Origin of the sequence: Leuconostoc suionicum, from assembly GCF_001891125.1 — a bacterium.
In the GTDB taxonomy this organism is placed as follows: Bacteria; Bacillota; Bacilli; order Lactobacillales; family Lactobacillaceae; genus Leuconostoc; species Leuconostoc suionicum.
Genome location: NZ_CP015247.1, coordinates 1,958,360 through 1,979,955 on the forward strand (window position 1 = coordinate 1,958,360; position 21,596 = coordinate 1,979,955).

Genomic DNA, 21,596 nt, shown 5'->3' on the forward strand with positions numbered 1-21,596 from the left:
AAGCAATTTACCGGATGCAAAAAGTGACATAAATTTGAATTACTAAAGTCCAATATGAAAGTATTTGGCATATATTTCCGTTAATTAGCTCTCCAAACTAATCTCATATGTTTTCTCAACAAAGTCTTTAATAACCGTCACTAATTCAACTACTGATGGAGATGCCACTTTATTTTTACCAGTTACCAATACGATTTGTCTCGTATAAGACTGATGAAATGGATAAATCTCCACATCCCCTTGAATTTTTTTTAGCGCTAATTTAGGCAAAATGCCAAACCCAATTCCTGCCTCCACCATTGAGATAATGGACTGGTCATCAATAGAAAAATTGATTGAATTAATTGTAACGTTGTAATCATCTAAAACTGACTTTGTATCACGGTCATAATCTATCTTTTGCAGTACAAATTTTTGATTAATAATGTCTTGTTGCGTAATACTTTTCTTGTTTTTAGGCACAAAACCTGCTGGCGTAACACAATGTATTGGATCCTCAATTAACGGAATAGTTGTTAGATTGTCTGTGACTGGTAATGTGGTAAAACCAACATCAATTTCTCCCACCTTAACTTTTTTACTAATGTCCTCAAAGCTACCTTGAACAATTGATACTTCAATGTCAGGATACTGTTTAGAAAACGAACTAAGAATTTTCGGCAACCAATTGATACAGACACTACTAAATGCACCAATTTTGATTGATCCTGAACGTAACCCTTTAATATTGTTGCTCATTTGCAATAAATCTGTTTCATCATCTAATATTTGTTGAATAAACGGTAACACCAGCTCACCATCATGAGTTAACGTCATGCCAGAGCGGCTACGTATTAGTAATGGAAATCCTAATTGTTCTTCAAGCTGATTAATTGAGTGACTGACTGCACTCGGTGTGACATTAAGTACTTGAGACGCTTGATAAAAGGACTGGTAACGAACAACTGTTGCAAAAACCTGATAAGAAAATGTTGACACAATAACTCCTTAGAATACTTTTTTTCATGTAAAACTGAAAAAGATTAATTTTATTTATTATACAAGATAATTTACTATAGAACATAGTGACTGGGAGGAAAATGTAATGAGTCAACAACAGAAATTATCACGTACCCTATCTGGACGTCATATTAATATGATTGCCCTTGGAGGGACAATTGGAACTGGGCTTTTCTTAGGGGCTGGTGATTCGATCCAAAAAGCTGGGCCCACTATTCTATTAGTTTATATCATAACTGGCTTTTTCGTATTCTCGATGATGCGTGCCCTTGGAGAACTATTATTAACTGATCATAGTCAGACTGTTTTTATTGGATTTATCAAAAAATATCTAGGTGAGCGCACCGGTTTTGTCATGGGTTGGACCTACTGGTTGGGTTGGGTTATTATTGCAATGGCTGAATTGACAGCCATTGGTAAGTATATGCAATTCTGGTTTCCACAAACCCCGGCCTGGTTGTGGGAGCTATTATTCCTAGGTATTCTTTACAGCATGAACATTATCGCTGTTAAGGCATTCGGAGAAACAGAGTTTTGGTTTGCCTTAATTAAGATTGTTGCTATTGTAGCCATGATTTTAATTGGCGTTGTCATGGTTGTTTTTCATATACGTAGTGAGGCTGGCGTTACGAAATTGTCAACTTTATGGCAGCATGGTTTAATTGCAAATCATGGTAACAATTTATTAGCAGCTTTTCAAATGGCCTTTTTTGCGTTCTTAGGTGTTGAATTTGTTGGTATTACAGCTGCTGAAACAAAAAATCCATTACAAACTATTCCAAAATCAATTAACTCTATTATTATTCGGATTCTTATTTTTTATATTGGTGCTTTATTGGCTATCATGACAATCCAACCTTGGACAAACTATAGCGCCAACACTTCACCTTTTGTGCAAGTTTTTTCTGGTATTGGTATTCCTGCAGCGGCTGGTATCATCAATTTTGTTATTCTGACCGCAGCTGCTTCGTCACTGAATAGTGCGCTGTTCACAACTGGCCGCATGATTTTTTCTTTGTCACCTAAGAATAGCTTTTTTAATAAGCTAAATAAACACTACATCCCAATGCGTGGCATCACACTATCAGCAGTTTTAGTCGCTTCTGTTATTGGATTAAACTATATTTTCCCAGAAGATGCATTTGGAATAGTTACTTCAACTGCTTCAGCTACCTTCATTGTTATTTACATCTCGTTACTTTTAACACATATTAAATATCGAAAATCAGAACAGTTTGCTAATGGTGAAAAATTGTTCTTAATGCCTGGTGCACCCTTCTCAAATTATTTAACTATTTTGTTTATGGCTACTGTTTTCTTAATCTTATTATTTTCACCCAACACAATGGTAACAACAATATTAGCAATCGTCTGGTTTATCGTTCTCTTTACGATTAGTCTTTATAAAATCAAAAAATAACACTAAAAAAGGAAGACATATCTTCCTTTTTTGATTACTTCAGTTGTTTTAAACCTATGCCAGTTAGTGCAGAAGCAATTGACATCACAGGTGACAACAATGCAAACAGTGTGAATGGTGCAAAAGCTAATACCGATACACCTAGCGTCTGTGCTGCAAAAGCACCTGCAACACCCCATGGTACTAAATAATTTGTTACTGTCCCACTATCTTCAATTGTTCTTCCCAACGCCAGACCAGATAAGTTCACACGTGTAAAGCTGTCTTTAAATAACTGCCCAGGTAAAATGGTTGCTAGATATTGTTCCCCAACCAAAAAGTTGGCGCCAATACCTGTTAATAACGTTGCTAAAACTACTGATCCTTGGGATTGCAAATGTCCTACAACGGGTGCCATTACAGCTTTCAATATACCCAGACCATCTAATAAACCACCAAGAGCTAACGCTAACATAATCATCATTACGGTATCCATCATTGAAGACATACCGCCACGATTCAGTAAAAGAATTAAGGTAGGATTGTTACTTGTCGTCTTGAAACCATGAACTAATAGGTCAGAAAAATCAGATACACTGTGTTGTGCTAAAAAAGCCGCACTGGAAACCAAAATGTTAATCATTAAGGCCGCAATAGCTGGAAGTTTAAACCAAGCGGTGACTACCAGCACAGAAAGTGGCACAATAGCCCACCACGTTGGTTGCAATAATGGTAATAATGAAGCAATTTTTTGTGTTGTTCCCACACCCGAATGATGGCCGAAGCCAAGCATAATTGTCACAAGAAAAGTTACCCCGAAAGCAGGTAATGTTGTCCACATTAAATTTTTGATATGCGCGAATAAATCTGTCTCTGAAATGGCACTTGCTAGATTAGTTGAATCAGACAAAGGAGAACTTTTATCCCCAAAAATAGCGCCAGAAAGAATAGTTCCAGCAACCAACGCTGGATTTAAACCCATTAACGTTCCTACACCCATTAACGCCACACCAACAGTTGATAACGTTGTAAACGCGCTCCCAATTAACGTGCCTACTATGGCGGAAGTTAACAAAGCAGTTGGTAAAAAGAACTGGGGATTTAGCATTTTAAATCCAACCCAAACCATCGTAGGAATTACACCTGTAGCAAGCCAAAGTGCTATCAGGGCGCCTATCAGTAAAAATAAAAACAACGGTACTATACCCGAAGTGATTCCCTTAATCAAGGCTGCTTGACTTTCTTGCCAACTCACACCTCGTAACCGAGCGACTAGGACAATCATACTAATTACTAGTAAGATAGGCACACTCGGCGATAATCCAAAACCAATAACAGCAGTAGCTAAAATAAAGATTACAACGATCAACAATGTCGTCGATAGCTTGGTAGTCAGTTTGTTTTCCATGTTTATCTCCCGCGAATAAGAACTATATTTCTGCAATAAAAAACGTCCCCGCTGTTATAAAAACAGAAGGGACGAATCGACATTTACAGAAATCCGTGGTACCACCCAGCTTACGCGTCAAAAACGCATCACTTTAGCATTTGATAATGTGGTGCTGCCCACATTGATTATTGATAGCTGTATTTCAGATAACGACACCTGCACAGTTTTCACCAACCACTGCTTCTCTTCACACCGAATGCCAATCTTACTAGTTATTTATGCTATCCACAAGAGCTTTATTCTACTATACAAATACAATATCTGTCAAATTAAACATACTTACTTATTAATTAATTCAAGACCATATTTATTCGAGAGTACTTTTTCAGATATATTATTCAACGATGTTTCTTTATTTTTGAGAGATGCTACCAAGTCTGTTTTAATTTTTTGGCTATCCAAAAGTGCGTCAGGTTTTGTATTAGTAAATTGGTACAGGGCATCAGTATCGACTATTCTGAAAACATGCTCTTTACTTTCATAAATTACCGTTATATATTGTTTTAACCATTCATTTTTACTCTTAAGCATAATTGAAGCCCACCTTTCTTAACCACATTGTACACCTAGCAAAGAAACTTTATCTAGATAAAGACATGTGTCTGCTCGAATGAGTTCAATATAATTAACCGAATGTTTGACTGTGACTAATTTAATATAGTCAAGTCTATTATCTTAGCTTCTTGTCTAGCCCTTCCATTGGTGCTAATGCATTTTGGTAGTCCTCTTTCGTTTCGGCGTCATCAGTAAAATGCATGACGGAATAAAAGGACTTTCTTAAATAAACTTGCATGACAGATGGAATAGTCAATTCTTCCATATCAGATGGACTGATCAAAGTACGGATACTCCCCAAATCATTTTTTTCAATCTTTTGAATCCATTGTGGCTCTCTAATGAATTCCCGACCAATAGCTACCAAATCTGCACCATCAGACATGACAGCATTAACATCATCTGGTGTTTCCACCGACCCTATACCAATAAGCGGTACTATATTCTTCGTATGTTGAGAAAACTGAGGAATTAACGTTTCCTTGTTCGCCTTGTTATTTAGAGATGTTCGTTTATAACTACCCATTGACAGGTGGATATAGTCTACTTTGTGCTTAATCTGATCAACGAAGAAAAAAGAATCTTCTAATCGAATACCAGGCTCCTCAATTTCTTCTGGGGAAATTCGATAACCGACTATGAATGGTTTTTTTGAATATTTTTTTACCGTTTTATTAACAGTTTCAATCACAACTAATGGGAACTTTAGGCGCTTTTCTCTAGAACCACCCCACTCATCACTTCTTTGATTAGAGTTTTCAGAATAAAACTGTTGCAACAAATACGTGTTGGCTCCATGTAGCTCAACGCCATCAAAACCCGCTTCAATTGCTCGCCTAGTTGCTTCGCCAAATTCAGTAATAATTTGATGAATCTCTGAATCGCTTAGTGCCCGTGGCGTCTCAGAATTAGCTGGATAACTAGCAGCAATCGCGCTAGCACTAACAGGCCGTTCCCCACGGAGAATAGCACTATTGGCTTTTCTGCCTGCATGAAATATTTGCAAAATTGCTTTGGTACCGTCTTTATGAATAACCTTAGCTAATTTAGTTAGTCCTGGTAGCATTTCGTCATGAGCAACTGATAATTCGCCTTCAAATCCTTTACCATTATCACTAACATTAGCAACACCGGTGATGATAATTCCCGGGCCGCCAGCACGAGCTGCATAATAATTAAGTTCATCGGTGGTTATCATGCCATTATAAAAACTAGTCATTGTTGTCATAGGTGACATCACAATATGATTTTTAATTACTAGGCCGTTATCAAATTTAAAGCGAGACAAAAACTTTTGTTCTTCCATTGTATTATCCTTTCAGTCAATTGTTTCTTATTCCTGTACATGTAGTATACTGTTTACAGACATTGAAACAAGTACGCACTATTATGTACCATAGGAACTAAAAGGTACTCATAGAATGCAGAAGGAGTCACGTAATTACTGATGGAAAAAATATATCATATCGGTGTAGAAGCAACATTGGACGTAATTGGTGGCAAATGGAAACCAATTATATTATGTCATCTAGGTAATGGCCCTATTCGTACTGGCGAACTCCGCCATCGAATACCTAATATCGCCCAGAAAACATTAACACAACAGCTACGCGAATTAGAAGCGGATGAAATTATTGTACGAAAAGTCTATAATCAAGTGCCACCAAAAGTAGAATATTACCTATCTGAGGAAGGTAAGACCTTGCGAGAGGTATTAATACCAATGTCTATTTGGGGTGAAAAACGAGTCAGAAAATTGCAAAGTAATATGCAACCAGTCAATTTATTGAATAATAATCACGATGGCTATTTGAAATTCGATGATTGATACTATACCTTTCTCGCTAATTATCTGGCCTATGATTATAAAGTATAAAAAAGGCGACACTAACTTAAGCTATGCCGTCTTTTTCTATAGGTTTAATTTAAATCTATTATCATCAATTCATTTATATAGTCAATATTTTATGCGCCACTTATTTTATATTTACAAACAACATTATCAGTGGCCGTTTTGATTCAAAAAACCAATATAACAAATTTAAAGCATTATAAAGTTGCTGAAATACGGTTCAACCGTTCAATGTCGCTGTTAGACAAATCGAAATTCATGGCCTCTACGTTGTCTTGTGCCTGTTGTATTTTAGATGCTCCTGGAATCGCTAAAACTGTATCCCCTTGAGCATTAATTAACCAGTTTAAAGAAATCTGAGAAATTGTCATCCCATAGTTTAGTGATAACCTCTTTAGTTCTTGATAAAGTGGTTCAGTCCTTTGCAAGGTTTTGGTAGTCAGATTCGACTGTAGCTTTCTAAAACGACTCACCTTTGATAAAGATTCAGGTTGTTCATGAAAGCGCCCTGTTAATAATCCTTGTTGTAAGGGCGAGTAAGCAATTATTGTTATCCCTAATTCTTTAGCAGCCTCTAGTGTGCCATTTTTCTCAGGACTACGGTGTAATAAATTATATTTAACTTGATTGGAAGCAAGTGTCATCCCATACTCTTGCAATAGACGATGGGCTTTAATCATTTGTTTAGCAGAAAAGTTGCTCACCCCAATCTGTTTCACTTTGTGTTGCTCTGCAAGCGACACCATGGCTTCAATCTGCTTTCTTAAAGATGACCGAGATGTCGGTTGATGAATTTGATATAAATCAATAGTCGGTACTTGTAGGTATTCTAAACGGTCATCAATCGTTTTAGCGATTGATGACGCCGAACGAGCTAAAGGAAACCATTTACTAGCGATGAAAGGGTTGGTTGCTAAAGCATCTTCTCTTTGCAAGCGCTGCGTTACCTCTCCAATAAATGTTTCAGAGGTTCCATTGCCATAAATTTCAGCTGTATCTATCCAATTCATCCCATTCTGTAAGGAATACTTGATAATTTCATAAACCGTCTCCGTCTCGGTATTTCCCCACATTGAGGTGCCGCTGCTATCTTTTGTGCTATATTGCCAGGTGCCTAGTCCCAGTGGAGATAAATACAGGTCAGTCTGTCCTAATTGTCTACTTTTATTCATGAGTATTTTATTTCCTTTTTTATTTTCAATCGTACGATGTTGTAGTATGCTATTATAGATAAAAATACTTTTACTATAGGATGAAGAAAATGAATGATGCTGATTTATTAAGATATCTTATCAATGCTGTCCAAAAAGAAGGTCAGAAAAAATACGCTGAGTTCTTAGCTCCTCTTGGTATAACGCCTAATCAAAGTGAGGTGTTACAAGTTTTGTCAAAAAAAGAACCTTTATCATTAAAAGAATTAGGTAATTTACTAATTTGTGAAAGTAAGAGTCCTAGTCGATTAGTGCAACGATTGGTGGAAAATGGTTTCATCTATAAAAGTAAAGCCATTGACGATAATCGAAAATCAGTCATACATTTGACCTCTAAGGGCCGTGAGTTAATACCTAGTATCAAGGAAAAAGAAAACCTATTTAATGCATATAATCTATCCTCTCTATCTGACACGATTGATATTAAAACCTTTAACTCTGTTTTGAGATACCAAATAACTGGTACAGAGAGTGAACAAAAAATTGAAAAAAGAATGAAAATAGATTCATCATTAACTTGATGAATCTATTTTACTTTTCCAATTCGTCCATTAACATACTAGGATAACGACTGCCATGTGTATTAGATTCATCAAATGTTTTATCTAAAATATGAATTATTTTATCATCAAGATCAATATAACTTGATGCAATATTTTCGTTAATGTGCTGAATTGACTTACTTCCTGGAATAGCTATTAAGTTACTGTTCTTTTGCAATAACCATGCCAGGGCTAGTTGTGAAGATGTTATTCCTAACTTTTGTGATAAATTACGAATTACTTTAAATACTTCCTGATTGGCAGTGAGGTTGTCACCCTGAAACCTAGGCAAGTATTGGCGTACGTCTTCTTTCGACGCATCCAAACTGAAATCATCTGCAAAAAATCCTCTACCCAATGGACTGTATGCTACAAATCCAATTTCATTTGCTTGTAAATAAGGCATTATTTCTTTCTCAACACCACGACTCCACAATGAATATTCGCTTTGAACCGCCGTTATAGGATGTGTTTGATGAGCTCTTTTAATCGTTGACAAAGAGGCTTCTGATATCCCAATGTATTTGACTTTACCCTCTTCAACTAGTCGAGACATTTCACCAATGCTCTCTTCAATTGGTACATCTGGATCTACTCGATGCAGGTAGTACAAATCAATATACTCTCTATCTAAACGAATCAAAGACTTTTCAACTTCAGATCTAATATAATCAGGACGACCGTTGACTCTCTTTTGGTTCAGTTGCATTTCTTGAATGCCCACTTTTGTGGCCACTGTCACTTGCTTGTCCACGCCCTTAAGTGCTTTTCCTAATAATTTTTCATTATGTCCGTTACCATAAACATTTGCAGTATCAAACAATGAAATGCCATTAACGACCGCCTGCCTAATTGACGTAATTGATTCCTTATCATCAGCGCGACCGTACGTGCTACTCATCCCCATGCATCCCAACCCGATTGATGAAACTTTTAACCCTTGCGACCCTAAATTTCTTTGTAGCATTTTCTTTTCCTTTTTACTTATAATAATTGAATAAATACATGATACATCATCTATCGATTATAAACAATATATAATTAATATAATTTATATTTCTGCACAAATAAAATGACTAGTCATTTATGCCTGTAAAAACTGTCAATTATATTCGTAATATAAAAAAGAGTGCAAAGTACCTGCACTCCTAAAAATAGTTTATTAGACACCAATCGACACAAAAAACAGCCTGCTCTCAAGTGACAAACACAAGACCCATACATCTTATGCCTCACCATCGACCCTAATTACCAGCCACATGTACGTTTTCACGCGTCCATCACTTTCCAAATAGAGTACTGAGCAAGCTGCCCTGGATTGAAGAAAATCCACCTAAGCTATCATTCGTATAGCTTACACAACTTGAATTGTTTTAGGACTCTCTCCTAATCTATACTTTAATTATAACATGGTTTTCTCACGCTTGCAAGCGCTTACACGAATTCCAAAGGGGTGCTTTATCAGTGGCAGTTGGAAGTATAGATTATTTACCGCAATTCGCAAATGTTGATTTACAGGCTCTAATTGAAAATAGCCTCTGCTGTATTAAATTTCTGACACCCACTTTACAACAGTTTCTGAATATTTACCCCAAATTGCCTTTCTTGAGAAGCAACTTTCACTGAAAAAGGAGAATAACAAATAGTTTATTTGTTATTCTCCACTGATTTTTTAGTTCGTTTCGCTATTGTAATCGCTAACAAAGCTGTGATAATTAACATGATTATGAATACTGACAAAAATAGCATTTTCATCCAACCGCGATCCATCATCATACCCGAATAAATTGGACCAATGACTCGACCTGAGCTGATCATCATTGAAACAAAGCCCTGTGCTTGTCCAGCTACTTCTTTGGGAGTGATTTGCGCAACCCATGCTGGAACTTGCGGACTTTGTAACATTTCTCCAATCGTTAGCAGTTCAAACACTAGCACAATTTGCCAAAACTCTTTTACAAATATCAAAAAGAAAAAACTAGAAGCAAAAATAATACTACCTAGAATAACTGAGACTTGATATGGTCGCCGATTTGCCCAATTAGAAACAAATTTTTGGAGCAAAATAATAGTTACGCCGTTAATCATCCATAAGTCTGCATAATTACGCGTTGGCATACCTAAGCTTTTCATGTGTGGTGCCATCACGGTTTCCCACAGCATGTAGGATAAGTACGTAATAAACAACAACGCCCCAATGGCGACTAAAACTGGTGTCAAGCGAAAACGTTGATCTGGTGCACCGACACTGCTCACTTTTTCTGTTTCTTCAGGCGTCGTAACGCCCGTTGCGTCAGTATTTGTGCGAACTACCGGAACATTAAATTTGGTTGCAATAATTAACATTAATGTAAAATACAACGCCGCCGAAATCATCATCAACAGGTTAAAACCGTAATCAAATAAATATCCTACTGCTAATGTTCCCAAAACCACACCAATATTCAACACAATGTACATATTATTGAATACGATGCGCGTTTTTTCACCAGGAATTGTTGTGGCAAAAGAGTTAACTAACGTTTGTTCCGCGCCCATACCAAAATTAGCTAGCCAAATAAAAAAGGCAAATACGGGCCACCCATTCCAAATAATCAGACTGGAAACAGCAACTAAGATGATAAAGCTCGTAATTACCATTGCTTCATATGGTCGCCAATTATCAAATAGCCTGCCACCAACAAATGAGCCAACCATACTAATAAGTGATCCCACCATCAAAACTAGTCCCGCCATCGTAAAACTCTGATGTAGAACACCAGTCATATAAAGTGTCGTGACTGGCCAAATCATTGAGTTTCCAGTGTTGGATAATAAAGTACCAAAAAGTAGCCACTTTTCATCAAGTGGACGCGGTTTATCAGTTAAGTCAATTTGCATAAATCCTCCGAATAATAGAATAATTGTAACACGAAACCTATTCATATAACGGAAAATTAAGTGCTTAATTTATGATCATTTGCGCATATCCCGTTTGTTTTTAATTAATCGAAGGATGACATATATAATACCCATTAAAATTAGGGCCTCGAACGCCACACCAATACCTAAAGTGAAAGTTAGAATTAAAAATAAAATAATAATCAAGTAAAACATTTAATGCCATCCCTTTGTAAAATTATATTGTGAATATATAGTTTATTTAACTCACTCAAACCATATTTTTAGTATAAACTAGTCACTTAGTCAATTTTTGACTTGTTCAACGCTTAATATGTTTGTGAATCACGTACTTTTCAGACGCTTTTTGCGTTATAATAAGAAGTGAATTCAATTATATTATAAGGGGAACATCATGGTTTCAGAAATCAAAACGTTGGTAACTTTCTTTGGCGGAACTGGTGATTTAGCAAAGCGTAAGCTTTACCCATCAGTTTTCAACCTTTACAAAAAAGGATACTTACAAGAACACTTTGCCATTGTTGGAACAGCGCGTCAACAATTAACTGATGACGAGTTTAAGCAATTGGTTCGTGAATCAATTAAAGACTTCACTGAAGATCAAGCACAGGCTGAAGCGTTCATTGAGCATTTTTCTTACCGCGCACACGATGTTACGGATGCAGCATCTTACGGTATTTTGAAGACAGCCATTGAAGAAGCAGCAACTAAGTTTGACATTGACGGCAACCGCATCTTCTATATGTCTGTTGCACCTCGTTTCTTCGGTACAATTGCCAAGTATCTAAAGTCAGAAGGGTTACTTGCTGACACTGGTTACAACCGTTTGATGATTGAAAAGCCATTTGGAACATCATACGCCACGGCTGAAGAATTGCAGAGTGATTTGGAAAACGCATTTGATGATGATCAATTGTTCCGTATTGACCACTATCTTGGAAAAGAAATGGTTCAAAACATCGCTGCATTACGTTTTGGTAACCCAATCTTTGATGCTGCTTGGAATAAGGATTATATCAAAAACGTACAAGTAACTTTGGCTGAAGTTCTAGGTGTTGAAGAGCGTGCTGGTTACTACGATACTACTGGCGCTCTTTTGGATATGATCCAAAATCACACAATGCAAATTGTTGGTTGGTTAGCTATGGAAAAGCCAGAATCATTTAACGATAAGGATATCCGTGCAGCCAAGAATGCAGCATTCAATGCATTAAAGATCTATAACGAAGAAGAAGTTAACAAATACTTCGTTCGTGCACAATATGGTGCTGGTGATACAGCTGATTACAAGCCATATTTGGAAGAAGCAGATGTCCCTGCTGACTCAAAGAACAACACATTCATTGCTGGTGAATTACAGTTCGATTTGCCACGTTGGGAAGGTGTTCCTTTCTATGTTCGTTCAGGTAAGCGTTTGGCTGCCAAGCAAACACGTGTTGATATTGTATTTAAGGCTGGCACATTCAACTTTGGTTCAGAACAAGAAGCACAAGAATCAGTGCTCTCAATCATCATTGATCCAAAGGGTGCTATTGAATTGAAGCTTAACGCTAAGTCAGTTGAAGATGCCTTCAACACCCGCACAATCAACTTGGATTGGGCAGTATCTGATGAAGACAAGAAGAACACACCAGAACCATACGAACGTATGATTCACGATACAATGAATGGTGACGGATCAAACTTTGCTGATTGGAACGGCGTATCAATTGCTTGGAAGTTTGTTGACGCAATTACTGCCGTTTACGATGCAGATAAAGCACCATTGGAGACATATAAGTCAGGTTCAATGGGTCCTGAAGCATCAGACAAGCTATTAGCTGAAAATGGCGATGCTTGGGTATTTAAAGGATAAGCACATTAAAAAAACCATCAAACAAATATTTGTTTGACGGTTTTTTATATTGTCTGATTTAAGATGCGTTTGGTTTCACGGAAAACAGCTGACAAATTCGTGTATTGATCAGCATGCAACACAACCGTGATATAATGCTTTCCTTTATACGTAAACAATCCCACATAAGAAACGCCTGATTTAACAGAGATACCAAGTTTAGCACCGGTGACCGTATATTTCGTATTTTTAAAATAATTTTTCATCAAAACATAATTACTATCTTGTGTAACGCCATCAAATTGATTTTGTGATTGATGAACAATTCTTTTTAATCGTGGCGTTTTTTTTAAAATATTATCGGTCATAACCGCAACATCAACGGCAGACATCTTATTTTCTGCATTATCAGGTGCCTTAACACCATCATCCATTGCTTCATCATTACGGATTCCCGCTGCATTATACCATTGCGCTGATGTAAGTCCCCAAGATTTACTAGTCTTAGTCATTAATTTAACAAATTTTGTTTGTGAACCACTAATCTGATCGCCTAAGGCAATAGCCGCGTCATTAGCAGATAACTGTAAAGCAGCACGCAATAATTCATCTGCTGAATAGGTTTGATTACTGTCCAAATCCACACTTGCCAGATTAGACTCTTCTCCGATTTCCATCGTGTTTGACGACGGCTGCACTTGCGTATCTAAAGGTAACCTTTTGAGTACCAAATAGCTCGTCATCAATTTACTAATTGACGCAATCGCTAAAGGTTTATGAGCGTTTTTTTCGGACAAAATTTTATCTGTATCCGCATTCATCACAACCGCTGCTTTCGCCGTTGTTGTGATTTTTTTAATTGATTTCTTTTTTTCACTTGCTTGGATTTGTTGTTGCCCATTCACAGGAAATACTATATTCAATGTCACAATACAAATTGCTGCCAGTAGTCCGCTTTTCTTCATGACTATAATTGTACTCAAAAATAATCTGTTGACAATAGCTTCGCTTACATTATATAATTAACTGGTTAATTAACCAGTAAACTAAAGAGGTATTTATGGAGAAAACAGATAAGATTATTCAAGCGCTTAATTCTTTTGTTCAAGAATACGCTAGTAATTCTGAACTCGTAACGGCAACTGCCGGACAAAAAATCAATTCGACACAAGCCCACTTACTGATGTTGCTTAAAATTCTGCAATCGCAGACCAACACAGAATTAGCTGCTGCAATGAATCTATCAAAGCCTGCTATCACCAAAGCTATTAAAAACCTGATGCGCTATCATTATGTCACAGCAGTGGTAGATGATTCTGATAAACGGAGCACCCACTATTTACTGACTGAAGACGGTGAAAAATTGGCACAACTTCACGAGCAAGCCCACGTCACCATGCACGATGATATTCATACCATCATGGCTGATTTCACACAGGAACAACAACAAACCATCACCCAGTTTTTAACAAAACTCAATAAAATAGGAAATAATTCATGAAAAAAATAATTATAGCACTCTCTGCCATTGTCGTCATCGTCATTGGTGTTGCCTTATTCAAAGGCAATTCCTCGTCGTCATCTAATCAAAAAATAACAATTGTTGCTTCAACAGACTTCTACGCCGAAATTGCCAAAACAGTAGTTGGCAAGCATGGCACAGCTACTGCTATTATCAAAGACGCTAATGTTTCTCCTGAAGATTATGAACCAACAACAACTGTTGCCAAAAAAGTCAGTGCTGCTGATATCGTTCTTGCTAACGGTTTAGGATATGACGCATGGCTAAATAAGCTTGCCAAAACTTCTAAAAATACAAAACTTATTCGTGTCGGCGAAGATGTTTTAAATAAAAAAGCAGGCGTCAACCCGCACTTGTGGAATGATCCTGAAACGATGAGTAAAACAGCAAATTATCTAGCAACTGAGCTTGGTAAAAAAGATCCTAAAAATCGCGATTATTACAAAAAGAACGCCAAAAAATACATCGCTAGCCTGAAACCTGTGAATGATTTAATCACAAAAATATCCAAAAAGGCTAAGGGCCAAACCGTTGCCCAAACTGAACCTGTTTTTGAATATATGCTAGATGCCTTGGGATACAAAATAATGGATACAGATTTCTCTGAAGCAATTGAGGAAGGTAATGATCCTTCACCCGCAACATTAGCTGCACTTAAATCAGCAATTACAAACCATAAAATTGCTTTCTTTGTTAATAATACTCAGACATCAAGTTCAACTGTCTCTAACTTAATCGATTTAGCAAAGAAAAATGATATCCCCGTTGTTAATGTAACTGAAACCATTCCAAACGGTGAAAATTATGTTAGTTGGAAGTTAAAAGAACTGAAAGAAATCGAAAAAGTTACGCAATAAAAAACCTCTCTGAAAGAATTAAAAAGATCAGCTATCCAAATCATAAAGATAGCTGATCTTTTTTAGCATTAATTTGCCAACCAATAAAATGCTCTATATCTAACCCTACTTTGTCGCATAGTGTGCCGCCGCCGCACCCAAATTAAAACGAGAAATTCTAACTTTTTTGAAGCCCGACTTTAGCAACAATCGCCCAAGCGTCATATAGTCCATAAAATGTTCTGTTGTTTCATCAAGATATTTGTATTCCTGATACTTTTCTTTAGCAAAAACACGCCCAAATAATGGCATGACATGACCGAAATATAACTGCCAAAATGGTTTAACAAGGGGACTATCCGGTTGCGATGTTTCTAAAATGACAAGCTGTCCGCCTGGCTTTAAAATGCGATACATTTCTTTGATTCCTTGTTTTGGATCAGGTAAATTACGTAGTCCAAAACCAATGGTCACAATATCAAAACTGTTATCAGGAAACTCTAAATCCATCACGTCTCCCTGCTCAAGTGTGATTTTTTCCGAATAGTCACTTATATCAACCTTTGTTTGCCCAACCGCAAGCATTGATTCACTGAAGTCTAAGCCGATGATTTCAGAATCAGAATCACTATTTTCTGCCAAGGCAATTGCCCAATCAGCAGTTCCCGTCGCCAAATCAATTATTTGTGCTTTTTCTGGAAATATCATCTTATCCATAACCTTCTGACGCCACTTTTTGTGCGATCCCAGGCTGATAATGTTATTCATTTTGTCATATTCTGGTGCAATAGTATTAAACAGGGATTTTACATCTGTATTTTTTGGAGATAGTGTCATTTTAGTTCCTTTAATCTTTCGAGTTCGGATAAGAAAGGCTTTCGTTGTGTCTTGCCACTAGCCGTCGTATGCCAGTAATCTGCAAGGTAAAAGTGTTTTGGTACTTTATAATGCGCAATGCGATTTTTTCCAAATTGAATTAAGTCTTCACGCCGCAAGTTATCTCCTTGAACAATAGCTACTGGAACCGAACCCCATTGTTCATCTGGAACACCGACAACGACAACTTTACTTATGCCTGGATAATCTGCATATATATCTTCAACTTCATTTGGGAAAATATTTTCGCCGCCTGAATTGATCATATCCCCTTCACGACCTTGAACAAATAAGAACCCATCAGAATCCACATAACCATAATCTTCTGTATTAAACCAACCATCTATCATTTGTTCTTCTAGTTTATCAGGTTGATTTAAATAACCAATTGTTAGAGTTGGTGATTGAATCCAAATATTCCCTTGTTGTTGAGGTTTTCCTGTGTGGTCAGCAATTTTTAAACGAACTGGAAATAGTGGTTTACCTACAGATCCTATTTTTTGATGAGCATACTCGGCATCCAGTGCCACCACCTGTGAGGCTGTTTCAGTCATTCCATACGACTGGATTACTGGAATGTGATGAGCTTGGGCCTGATGAAGTGTCACAGAATCTGTTGGCCCACCACCAAGAAGCATGGCTCGAAACTGCTTATTATAATTTACATCCTTAGGCAAATCAGCTAATAACTGCTTTAACATTACCGGTACTACTGAGATAGTAGTAATATTCTGATGCACCAACAATTCGTTAATTTGATGAGCATCAAAGTTACGTTGTAACACTACGCTCATGCCATAAATTAGTCCACGCATAATAATTGAAAAACCACTAATATGAAAAATAGGTACAACAGCAAGCCAACTATCATCAGCTCGTAATTCCAGATTCAATGCACTACCCATTGCCGAGTAAAAATGGTTTTGATATGTTTGCATAACGCCTTTGGGTTGACCTGTTGTTCCAGAAGTATACATAATACTCGTCACAAAAGAATCATCAAAAGTCGTAACTGGATTTACTTTTTTTCGCGTTGACAGTTCGCTCAGTTTTAACTGCTTCTCCACTTTTAAAATATTCGTGTAACTATCATCAGTTAAAATAGTATTCACATTAGCATCTGATAGCTGAAAATTAATTTCATTAACAGACAATCGCCAGTTAATAAAAACAATTGTTTTACCAAGTTGTTGCAATGCCATAATGGCTAAATAACCGGTAAGCGTATTATGCGTAATTAACGCTACCCGAGTATCATTCTCTGTAACCACAGCAATTTTTTCAGCCATACCATGTGCTTGCTCTGCTACTTCTTGAAAAGTCAGTTGTTTATCTTGATACTGTACGGCGACCCGATTCGGCGTAAGCCGTGCACGTTTTGTAAGCCAGTTTTCCATTTTATTATCATACCGCAGAACTTTGATGAAAACAAAAATGCCGTCAATAGTTCTTACTCAACCAATTTTTCTACCTCTGCCTCAACTCCCAAAATAGAAATAGCCTTAACATATTCAATATCTGAAATGAGTTCTGTTGAACGCAATAAATGAAAAGTGCCACCCATATTTTTTGTTAAAAAGCCAGAATCAGTAACACCATTACGTTGATAAAACTCATATCTTTTGACACGTTGTGCTTCATTATCGGCCTGTTGACCAATAATTTCTGATTCTAACACGATACCACCAGGATATTCCTCCTTCAGTGCTGTAATCGTTCTACTACCAATCCCTTTGCCACGTATATTAGCATCTACAGCAAAATAAAGTACAAATGCTTTCTGATTTGATATTTCAACTAATAACAAAATTCCTACAGGATTATCGTCATCCACAATCATTGCCAATCGAACTGCTTCTTGTTCATTGGCAATTTGTTGTAATTGTGAAAATGGTAGACGTTCATACTCTGGAAATGCATTGAGATAGACATCATGCCAGTATTGTCCATCTTTTTTTGTTACGTTGACAATTTTTATCATGAATATTTCTCCATATTTAAGTAGCAATTCCTCTCATTTTATCACAAAGTGTTAAAAAATATACGAATTGTGCTATTCACTAAGCTTGAATAACAAATAAAAATACCTCATTAGATATGTCAATGAGATATCGAATAAACTTTTAAATTAGTTGCTCTTTATCTTTCTCTGCTAAATGAAATACATGCCAAATGGTAATCGCAATGATCCAAGCGACAACAAACAAACCAACTAAGATGATACCCATTTGATTAAAATCTAACGCAGTTGCCCATTTTGTTAAACCATTATTCCAGCCAAACATTGCAGCAAAGGACTGAATAAAATCAACAAAACCAATGAATCCGGCTGCTAATATCGAAATTCCGGTAATCGTCAAGTTATAGTAGACTTTTCGATATGGCGAAGAAAATACCCAATGGTAGGTTGTACTCATAAAGAATCCATCAATTGTATCCATCAGACACATCCCAGCAGTGAACAACAAAGGAAAGGCTAACGTTGCATACCATGGAATACCCTCATTGGCAGCGGTAGCAGACGTTGCTAAAACTGCAATTTGTGTCGCAGTATCAAAACCTAACCCAAACAAAAAGCCAACTATAGCAACTTGCCAATTATGCTGAATCATTCCTAATAATCTCAAAAACAAACGGTATATTCTGGATGAATTAACGTCTTCATCTGTTTTATTCTCGTTGATACTACGGTTGCGCATCGATGTGAATTTAACCCAAATATCACGCAAAATAAAACTATTCACAATGGCCAACATCATTAACATAGTGGCTGCAATCAAAGTTCCTAGGACACCACCAATTTGCTCAAAAATTGGCATAGAATGCTTTGCCCATTCCACAAATAAAACAGTGGTCAAGGCCATTAACACAACAACCATTGAATGACCAAATGAGAAACTGAATCCCACACCACGTGTATTTTTGCCATCGTTTAACATTTTGCGCGTCATATTATCAATCGCAGCAATGTGGTCTACATCAAATGCATGCCTTAGTCCCATCGTAAATGATAAATAGGCCATAGCTATCATTTCAGGATATTGCGAAGCACTTGTCATTAATAATATGATTCCTGAAACTAAAAAAAGAATGATTATTGCGCCATAGCGCATTGCATCCGACTGTATTGTTGCTTGTTTCTGAGTATGTAACATCATAAATTGTTCTCTCCTTGTACTGTAAAAATAAGATTATCATAGGATGGATTATCGGGTAAATATAGCGAACAAATCATGTCCTTAACGAACTAAATATGTCCTTTAGTAGCTTTTGATAAATACACACCTATAATTTAGTACTACCCGTTTCTTTGAGTCTTATAAGACACAAAAACACCCCAACTGTTACGGCGTTGGGGTGTTTTTACTCACTTGTCCCAACTATCTACTAATCAATGTCATATTGGTTTAGTAGATAGTCACTCAAAGAACCTACTAAACATCAACTGAGAAGTAGGTAGAGGAGAGAATGGTTCATTTTTTTAATTGTTTTGTTCATAATTTTTCCTCTTTTTCATATAATTTATATTTTTTAATATGAAACTAATTATATTATCAAATTCTAATTGTGTCAAACGTTTTATTATTTTATTTTAATAATAGAATTAATGTTACTAAACAGCTAATGAGCAAATATATTAACTACTGCTTAATTGTCACATCCCCGCTGTCTGTTGATATTACGTATGCTCCAGTTGCCCCTTTATGTGTGTAACTTGTCTGATCATCATCATGACTATTGAAAGCAGAAATATCCCCGTCAAGCGTTTTAGCAGTCACACTACTTTTCCCAATCATTGCTGATATATCGCCATCTTGTGCTGTGACTGTAAGCTGACCAGATAGTTGGTTATTCATTAAAGTGATATCACCATCTGATGTGCGTATTTCACCAGTATTAATATGATTCTGATGCATATTTAAGTCACCATCTTCTAGTTTAATATTTAATCCATCACGAATATGTGTGTGTTGTATCGTTAAATCACCATCATCACTTTTGATCGTAGCTGTTGATGCAGTCACATTGTTTAAATGTCCATCTTCGATGCCATCAATCATCAAATCATGATTAACTTGTATACTAGTCAAATCTGTGTCCGATACTTGCTGCATTGTTATTTTATCCGCTTGGACATCTGACAAACTCACATCGCTGTCATCTTGTCCGTCAATTTGAATACTAGACAAACTTTGTGATTGCGGAACTGTAATTAAAATACCATCTTGATATCCGTGGTTACCGTAATTCCAAGAAAAGCCAGTAATATTAAATTCGATATTAACATTCCCTTGAGATACACTGCCAACTTGTTTATCAGTAATTTTCAAATGATTTTGCTGATAGCTCAACTCGGGTAGTTTCTGATACGTCATTACTTTAACGGTTGTTTTCTTAACATCCCCTGTGATAATACGTACAGGTAAAGATGTTGACACGTCAATATTTTTCACCTCGTCATAAGTATATGATTGTTGTACCATCTTTTCTTTTTGTGTTTTGCGGTCAACAACTTTAAGGCCATTATTCCAAGAAATAGAACTGGAACCGCCACCAAAACCAAATCCAATTAAAGCTAGCACAGCGCCAATAACTATCAAACTTAATCCAATTTTAACACTTCGTTTCATGTTATTTACCCTCCCGATGCATGTGCTTTTTATCAGTAAAGCGACGATAAATTGCCTTGCTCAATTGTGCTGTTTTATCAATTAGCCACCTCAAGAGACCAATACCAGCTGGTATTACTGTCAACATTATTCCCAATATGAGCAAACCCCAACCAATATAGTACAGCCCCGTCCAGATTGATTGCAGCAAAACACCAACTCCGATAATGACTAATAAAATACTTGTCAGGCTCAGTGCAATGACAACTGCAATAAAAGCCACTAAGAATGCAAAAAATACAGCAGCAAGCATGACCAAGATAATGAATATAGGGAATGCTAACGGTGACGCCAGTAATGCTAATGCAATCCACCAAATCAGCTTAATATTTGACCGTGGATTTTTACTAGTTGTATCATCCGCTGATTTTTCATCTGCCTTAATTGAATAGTCAGCTAAAATTTTTCGTGAGAGTTGTTTTGGCGTGCCTAATTCACTAATGCATTGCTCATATGTTACTAAATCAGCGTCCATCACGTACTCTCGATAGAAATTCATCGCTTCCTCTTTATCTGAATGGTGCAACTGATGTAGTAGTTGCTCTAACTCAGCTAAATAATTCTCCATCTGCTTATCTCTCCTTCAATAATGTGTCAACGTTTGCTTGGAACATTATCCAATCTTGGCGTATGCTATCCAATTTGTCACGACCTTGTGTTGTAATCTGATAGTAACGTCGATTTCTGCCTTGAAAAGGTTGATCATACGTTGTAACGAATTGATTATTTTTTAATCTCCGTAATACAGGATACAATGTCGATTCCGAAACAGAAATTGTGCCCTGCACTCTTTGCGTTAATGCATAACCGTAATAATCTTCTTTATCTAATATCGCTAAAACGCAACCGTCTAATAATTCTGAACTCATTTGAATTGCCATACTTATTTTCTCCAATACTATACGACATATAATATATGTTCAAAAATATTATATGAATTTTTAATTGT

21 protein-coding genes are annotated in these 21,596 nt (G+C 36.6%); 6 read left to right on the plus strand and 15 right to left on the minus strand.

The window, feature by feature from the left end; genetic code table 11:
- Positions 1-84: 84 nt before the first annotated feature.
- Positions 85-978, minus strand: coding sequence for a LysR family transcriptional regulator (locus A6B45_RS09830; RefSeq protein ID WP_072614393.1), 894 nt, complete (start codon positions 976-978; stop codon positions 85-87).
- A gap of 106 nt (positions 979-1,084) precedes the next feature.
- Here A6B45_RS09830 and A6B45_RS09835 point away from each other — a divergent pair, with 106 nt between their 5' ends.
- Complete coding sequence (locus tag A6B45_RS09835) at positions 1,085-2,419, plus strand: amino acid permease (protein WP_072614394.1); 1,335 nt, start codon at positions 1,085-1,087, stop codon at positions 2,417-2,419.
- Between the two features lie 34 nt (positions 2,420-2,453).
- Here A6B45_RS09835 and A6B45_RS09840 read toward each other — a convergent pair whose 3' ends face one another.
- The 3 genes from A6B45_RS09840 to A6B45_RS09850 all read right to left on the minus strand — a co-directional run bounded on the left by A6B45_RS09840 (position 2,454) and on the right by A6B45_RS09850 (position 5,709).
- Positions 2,454-3,806: a Na+/H+ antiporter NhaC family protein gene (locus A6B45_RS09840; protein WP_072614395.1), complete on the minus strand. Its 1,353-nt coding sequence runs from the start codon at positions 3,804-3,806 to the stop codon at positions 2,454-2,456.
- A 321-nt stretch (positions 3,807-4,127) separates the two neighbouring features.
- On the minus strand, positions 4,128-4,379 hold the full coding sequence (locus A6B45_RS09845) for a hypothetical protein (protein ID WP_072614396.1): 252 nt from the start codon (positions 4,377-4,379) through the stop codon (positions 4,128-4,130).
- A 139-nt stretch (positions 4,380-4,518) separates the two neighbouring features.
- A complete protein-coding gene (locus A6B45_RS09850) occupies positions 4,519-5,709 on the minus strand; it encodes an NADH-dependent flavin oxidoreductase (protein WP_072614397.1) in 1,191 nt (396 codons plus the stop codon).
- 141 nt (positions 5,710-5,850) lie between these two features.
- Here A6B45_RS09850 and A6B45_RS09855 point away from each other — a divergent pair, with 141 nt between their 5' ends.
- A complete protein-coding gene (locus A6B45_RS09855) occupies positions 5,851-6,231 on the plus strand; it encodes a winged helix-turn-helix transcriptional regulator (RefSeq protein ID WP_072614398.1) in 381 nt (126 codons plus the stop codon).
- A 221-nt stretch (positions 6,232-6,452) separates the two neighbouring features.
- On the opposite strand, the gene A6B45_RS09860 is transcribed toward A6B45_RS09855, so the two are convergent.
- Entirely contained in the window at positions 6,453-7,427 is a 975-nt protein-coding gene (locus tag A6B45_RS09860; RefSeq protein WP_072614399.1) for an aldo/keto reductase, read from the minus strand.
- Positions 7,428-7,516: 89 nt separating this feature from the next.
- Between A6B45_RS09860 and A6B45_RS09865 the strand changes: the two genes are divergently transcribed.
- Positions 7,517-7,987: a MarR family winged helix-turn-helix transcriptional regulator gene (locus A6B45_RS09865; protein ID WP_072614400.1), complete on the plus strand. Its 471-nt coding sequence runs from the start codon at positions 7,517-7,519 to the stop codon at positions 7,985-7,987.
- Between the two features lie 10 nt (positions 7,988-7,997).
- Here A6B45_RS09865 and A6B45_RS09870 read toward each other — a convergent pair whose 3' ends face one another.
- Together A6B45_RS09870 and A6B45_RS09875 are read right to left on the minus strand one after the other, a co-directional pair.
- Complete coding sequence (locus tag A6B45_RS09870) at positions 7,998-8,975, minus strand: aldo/keto reductase (RefSeq protein ID WP_072614401.1); 978 nt, start codon at positions 8,973-8,975, stop codon at positions 7,998-8,000.
- Between the two features lie 680 nt (positions 8,976-9,655).
- Positions 9,656-10,888, minus strand: coding sequence for an MDR family MFS transporter (locus A6B45_RS09875; protein ID WP_072614402.1), 1,233 nt, complete (start codon positions 10,886-10,888; stop codon positions 9,656-9,658).
- A gap of 415 nt (positions 10,889-11,303) precedes the next feature.
- Here A6B45_RS09875 and zwf point away from each other — a divergent pair, with 415 nt between their 5' ends.
- Positions 11,304-12,764 carry a glucose-6-phosphate dehydrogenase gene (gene zwf / locus A6B45_RS09880; protein WP_072614403.1) on the plus strand — a complete coding sequence of 487 codons (1,461 nt, stop codon included), beginning with the start codon at positions 11,304-11,306 and terminating at the stop codon, positions 12,762-12,764.
- Between the two features lie 44 nt (positions 12,765-12,808).
- On the opposite strand, the gene A6B45_RS09885 is transcribed toward zwf, so the two are convergent.
- Positions 12,809-13,726: a D-alanyl-D-alanine carboxypeptidase family protein gene (locus A6B45_RS09885; protein WP_237048951.1), complete on the minus strand. Its 918-nt coding sequence runs from the start codon at positions 13,724-13,726 to the stop codon at positions 12,809-12,811.
- 77 nt (positions 13,727-13,803) lie between these two features.
- Here A6B45_RS09885 and A6B45_RS09890 point away from each other — a divergent pair, with 77 nt between their 5' ends.
- Positions 13,804-14,244 (plus strand): MarR family transcriptional regulator, encoded by a 441-nt coding sequence (locus A6B45_RS09890; RefSeq protein ID WP_072614405.1) that lies wholly within the window; start codon positions 13,804-13,806, stop codon positions 14,242-14,244.
- Positions 14,241-15,122 (plus strand): metal ABC transporter solute-binding protein, encoded by an 882-nt coding sequence (locus tag A6B45_RS09895; RefSeq protein ID WP_072614406.1) that lies wholly within the window; start codon positions 14,241-14,243, stop codon positions 15,120-15,122. Before A6B45_RS09890 ends, A6B45_RS09895 begins: the two co-directional genes overlap by 4 nt.
- A gap of 105 nt (positions 15,123-15,227) precedes the next feature.
- Here A6B45_RS09895 and ubiE read toward each other — a convergent pair whose 3' ends face one another.
- The 7 genes from ubiE to A6B45_RS09930 form a co-directional block, all read right to left on the minus strand.
- A complete protein-coding gene (gene ubiE, locus A6B45_RS09900) occupies positions 15,228-15,938 on the minus strand; it encodes a bifunctional demethylmenaquinone methyltransferase/2-methoxy-6-polyprenyl-1,4-benzoquinol methylase UbiE (RefSeq protein ID WP_072614407.1) in 711 nt (236 codons plus the stop codon).
- Positions 15,935-17,374: an o-succinylbenzoate--CoA ligase gene (locus A6B45_RS09905; RefSeq protein ID WP_072614408.1), complete on the minus strand. Its 1,440-nt coding sequence runs from the start codon at positions 17,372-17,374 to the stop codon at positions 15,935-15,937. The genes ubiE and A6B45_RS09905 overlap by 4 nt, the downstream gene beginning before the upstream one ends.
- 53 nt (positions 17,375-17,427) lie before the next feature.
- Positions 17,428-17,958, minus strand: coding sequence for a GNAT family N-acetyltransferase (locus A6B45_RS09910; RefSeq protein ID WP_072614409.1), 531 nt, complete (start codon positions 17,956-17,958; stop codon positions 17,428-17,430).
- Between the two features lie 142 nt (positions 17,959-18,100).
- Complete coding sequence (locus A6B45_RS09915; protein WP_096738761.1) at positions 18,101-19,135, minus strand: HoxN/HupN/NixA family nickel/cobalt transporter; 1,035 nt, start codon at positions 19,133-19,135, stop codon at positions 18,101-18,103.
- 483 nt (positions 19,136-19,618) lie between these two features.
- Positions 19,619-20,608, minus strand: coding sequence for a DUF4097 family beta strand repeat-containing protein (locus A6B45_RS09920; RefSeq protein ID WP_072614410.1), 990 nt, complete (start codon positions 20,606-20,608; stop codon positions 19,619-19,621).
- Between the two features lies 1 nt (position 20,609).
- Positions 20,610-21,215: a DUF1700 domain-containing protein gene (locus tag A6B45_RS09925; protein ID WP_072614411.1), complete on the minus strand. Its 606-nt coding sequence runs from the start codon at positions 21,213-21,215 to the stop codon at positions 20,610-20,612.
- Between the two features lie 4 nt (positions 21,216-21,219).
- Positions 21,220-21,528, minus strand: a complete 309-nt coding sequence (locus tag A6B45_RS09930; protein WP_072614412.1) for a PadR family transcriptional regulator — start codon at positions 21,526-21,528, stop codon at positions 21,220-21,222.
- Positions 21,529-21,596: the final 68 nt, after the last annotated feature.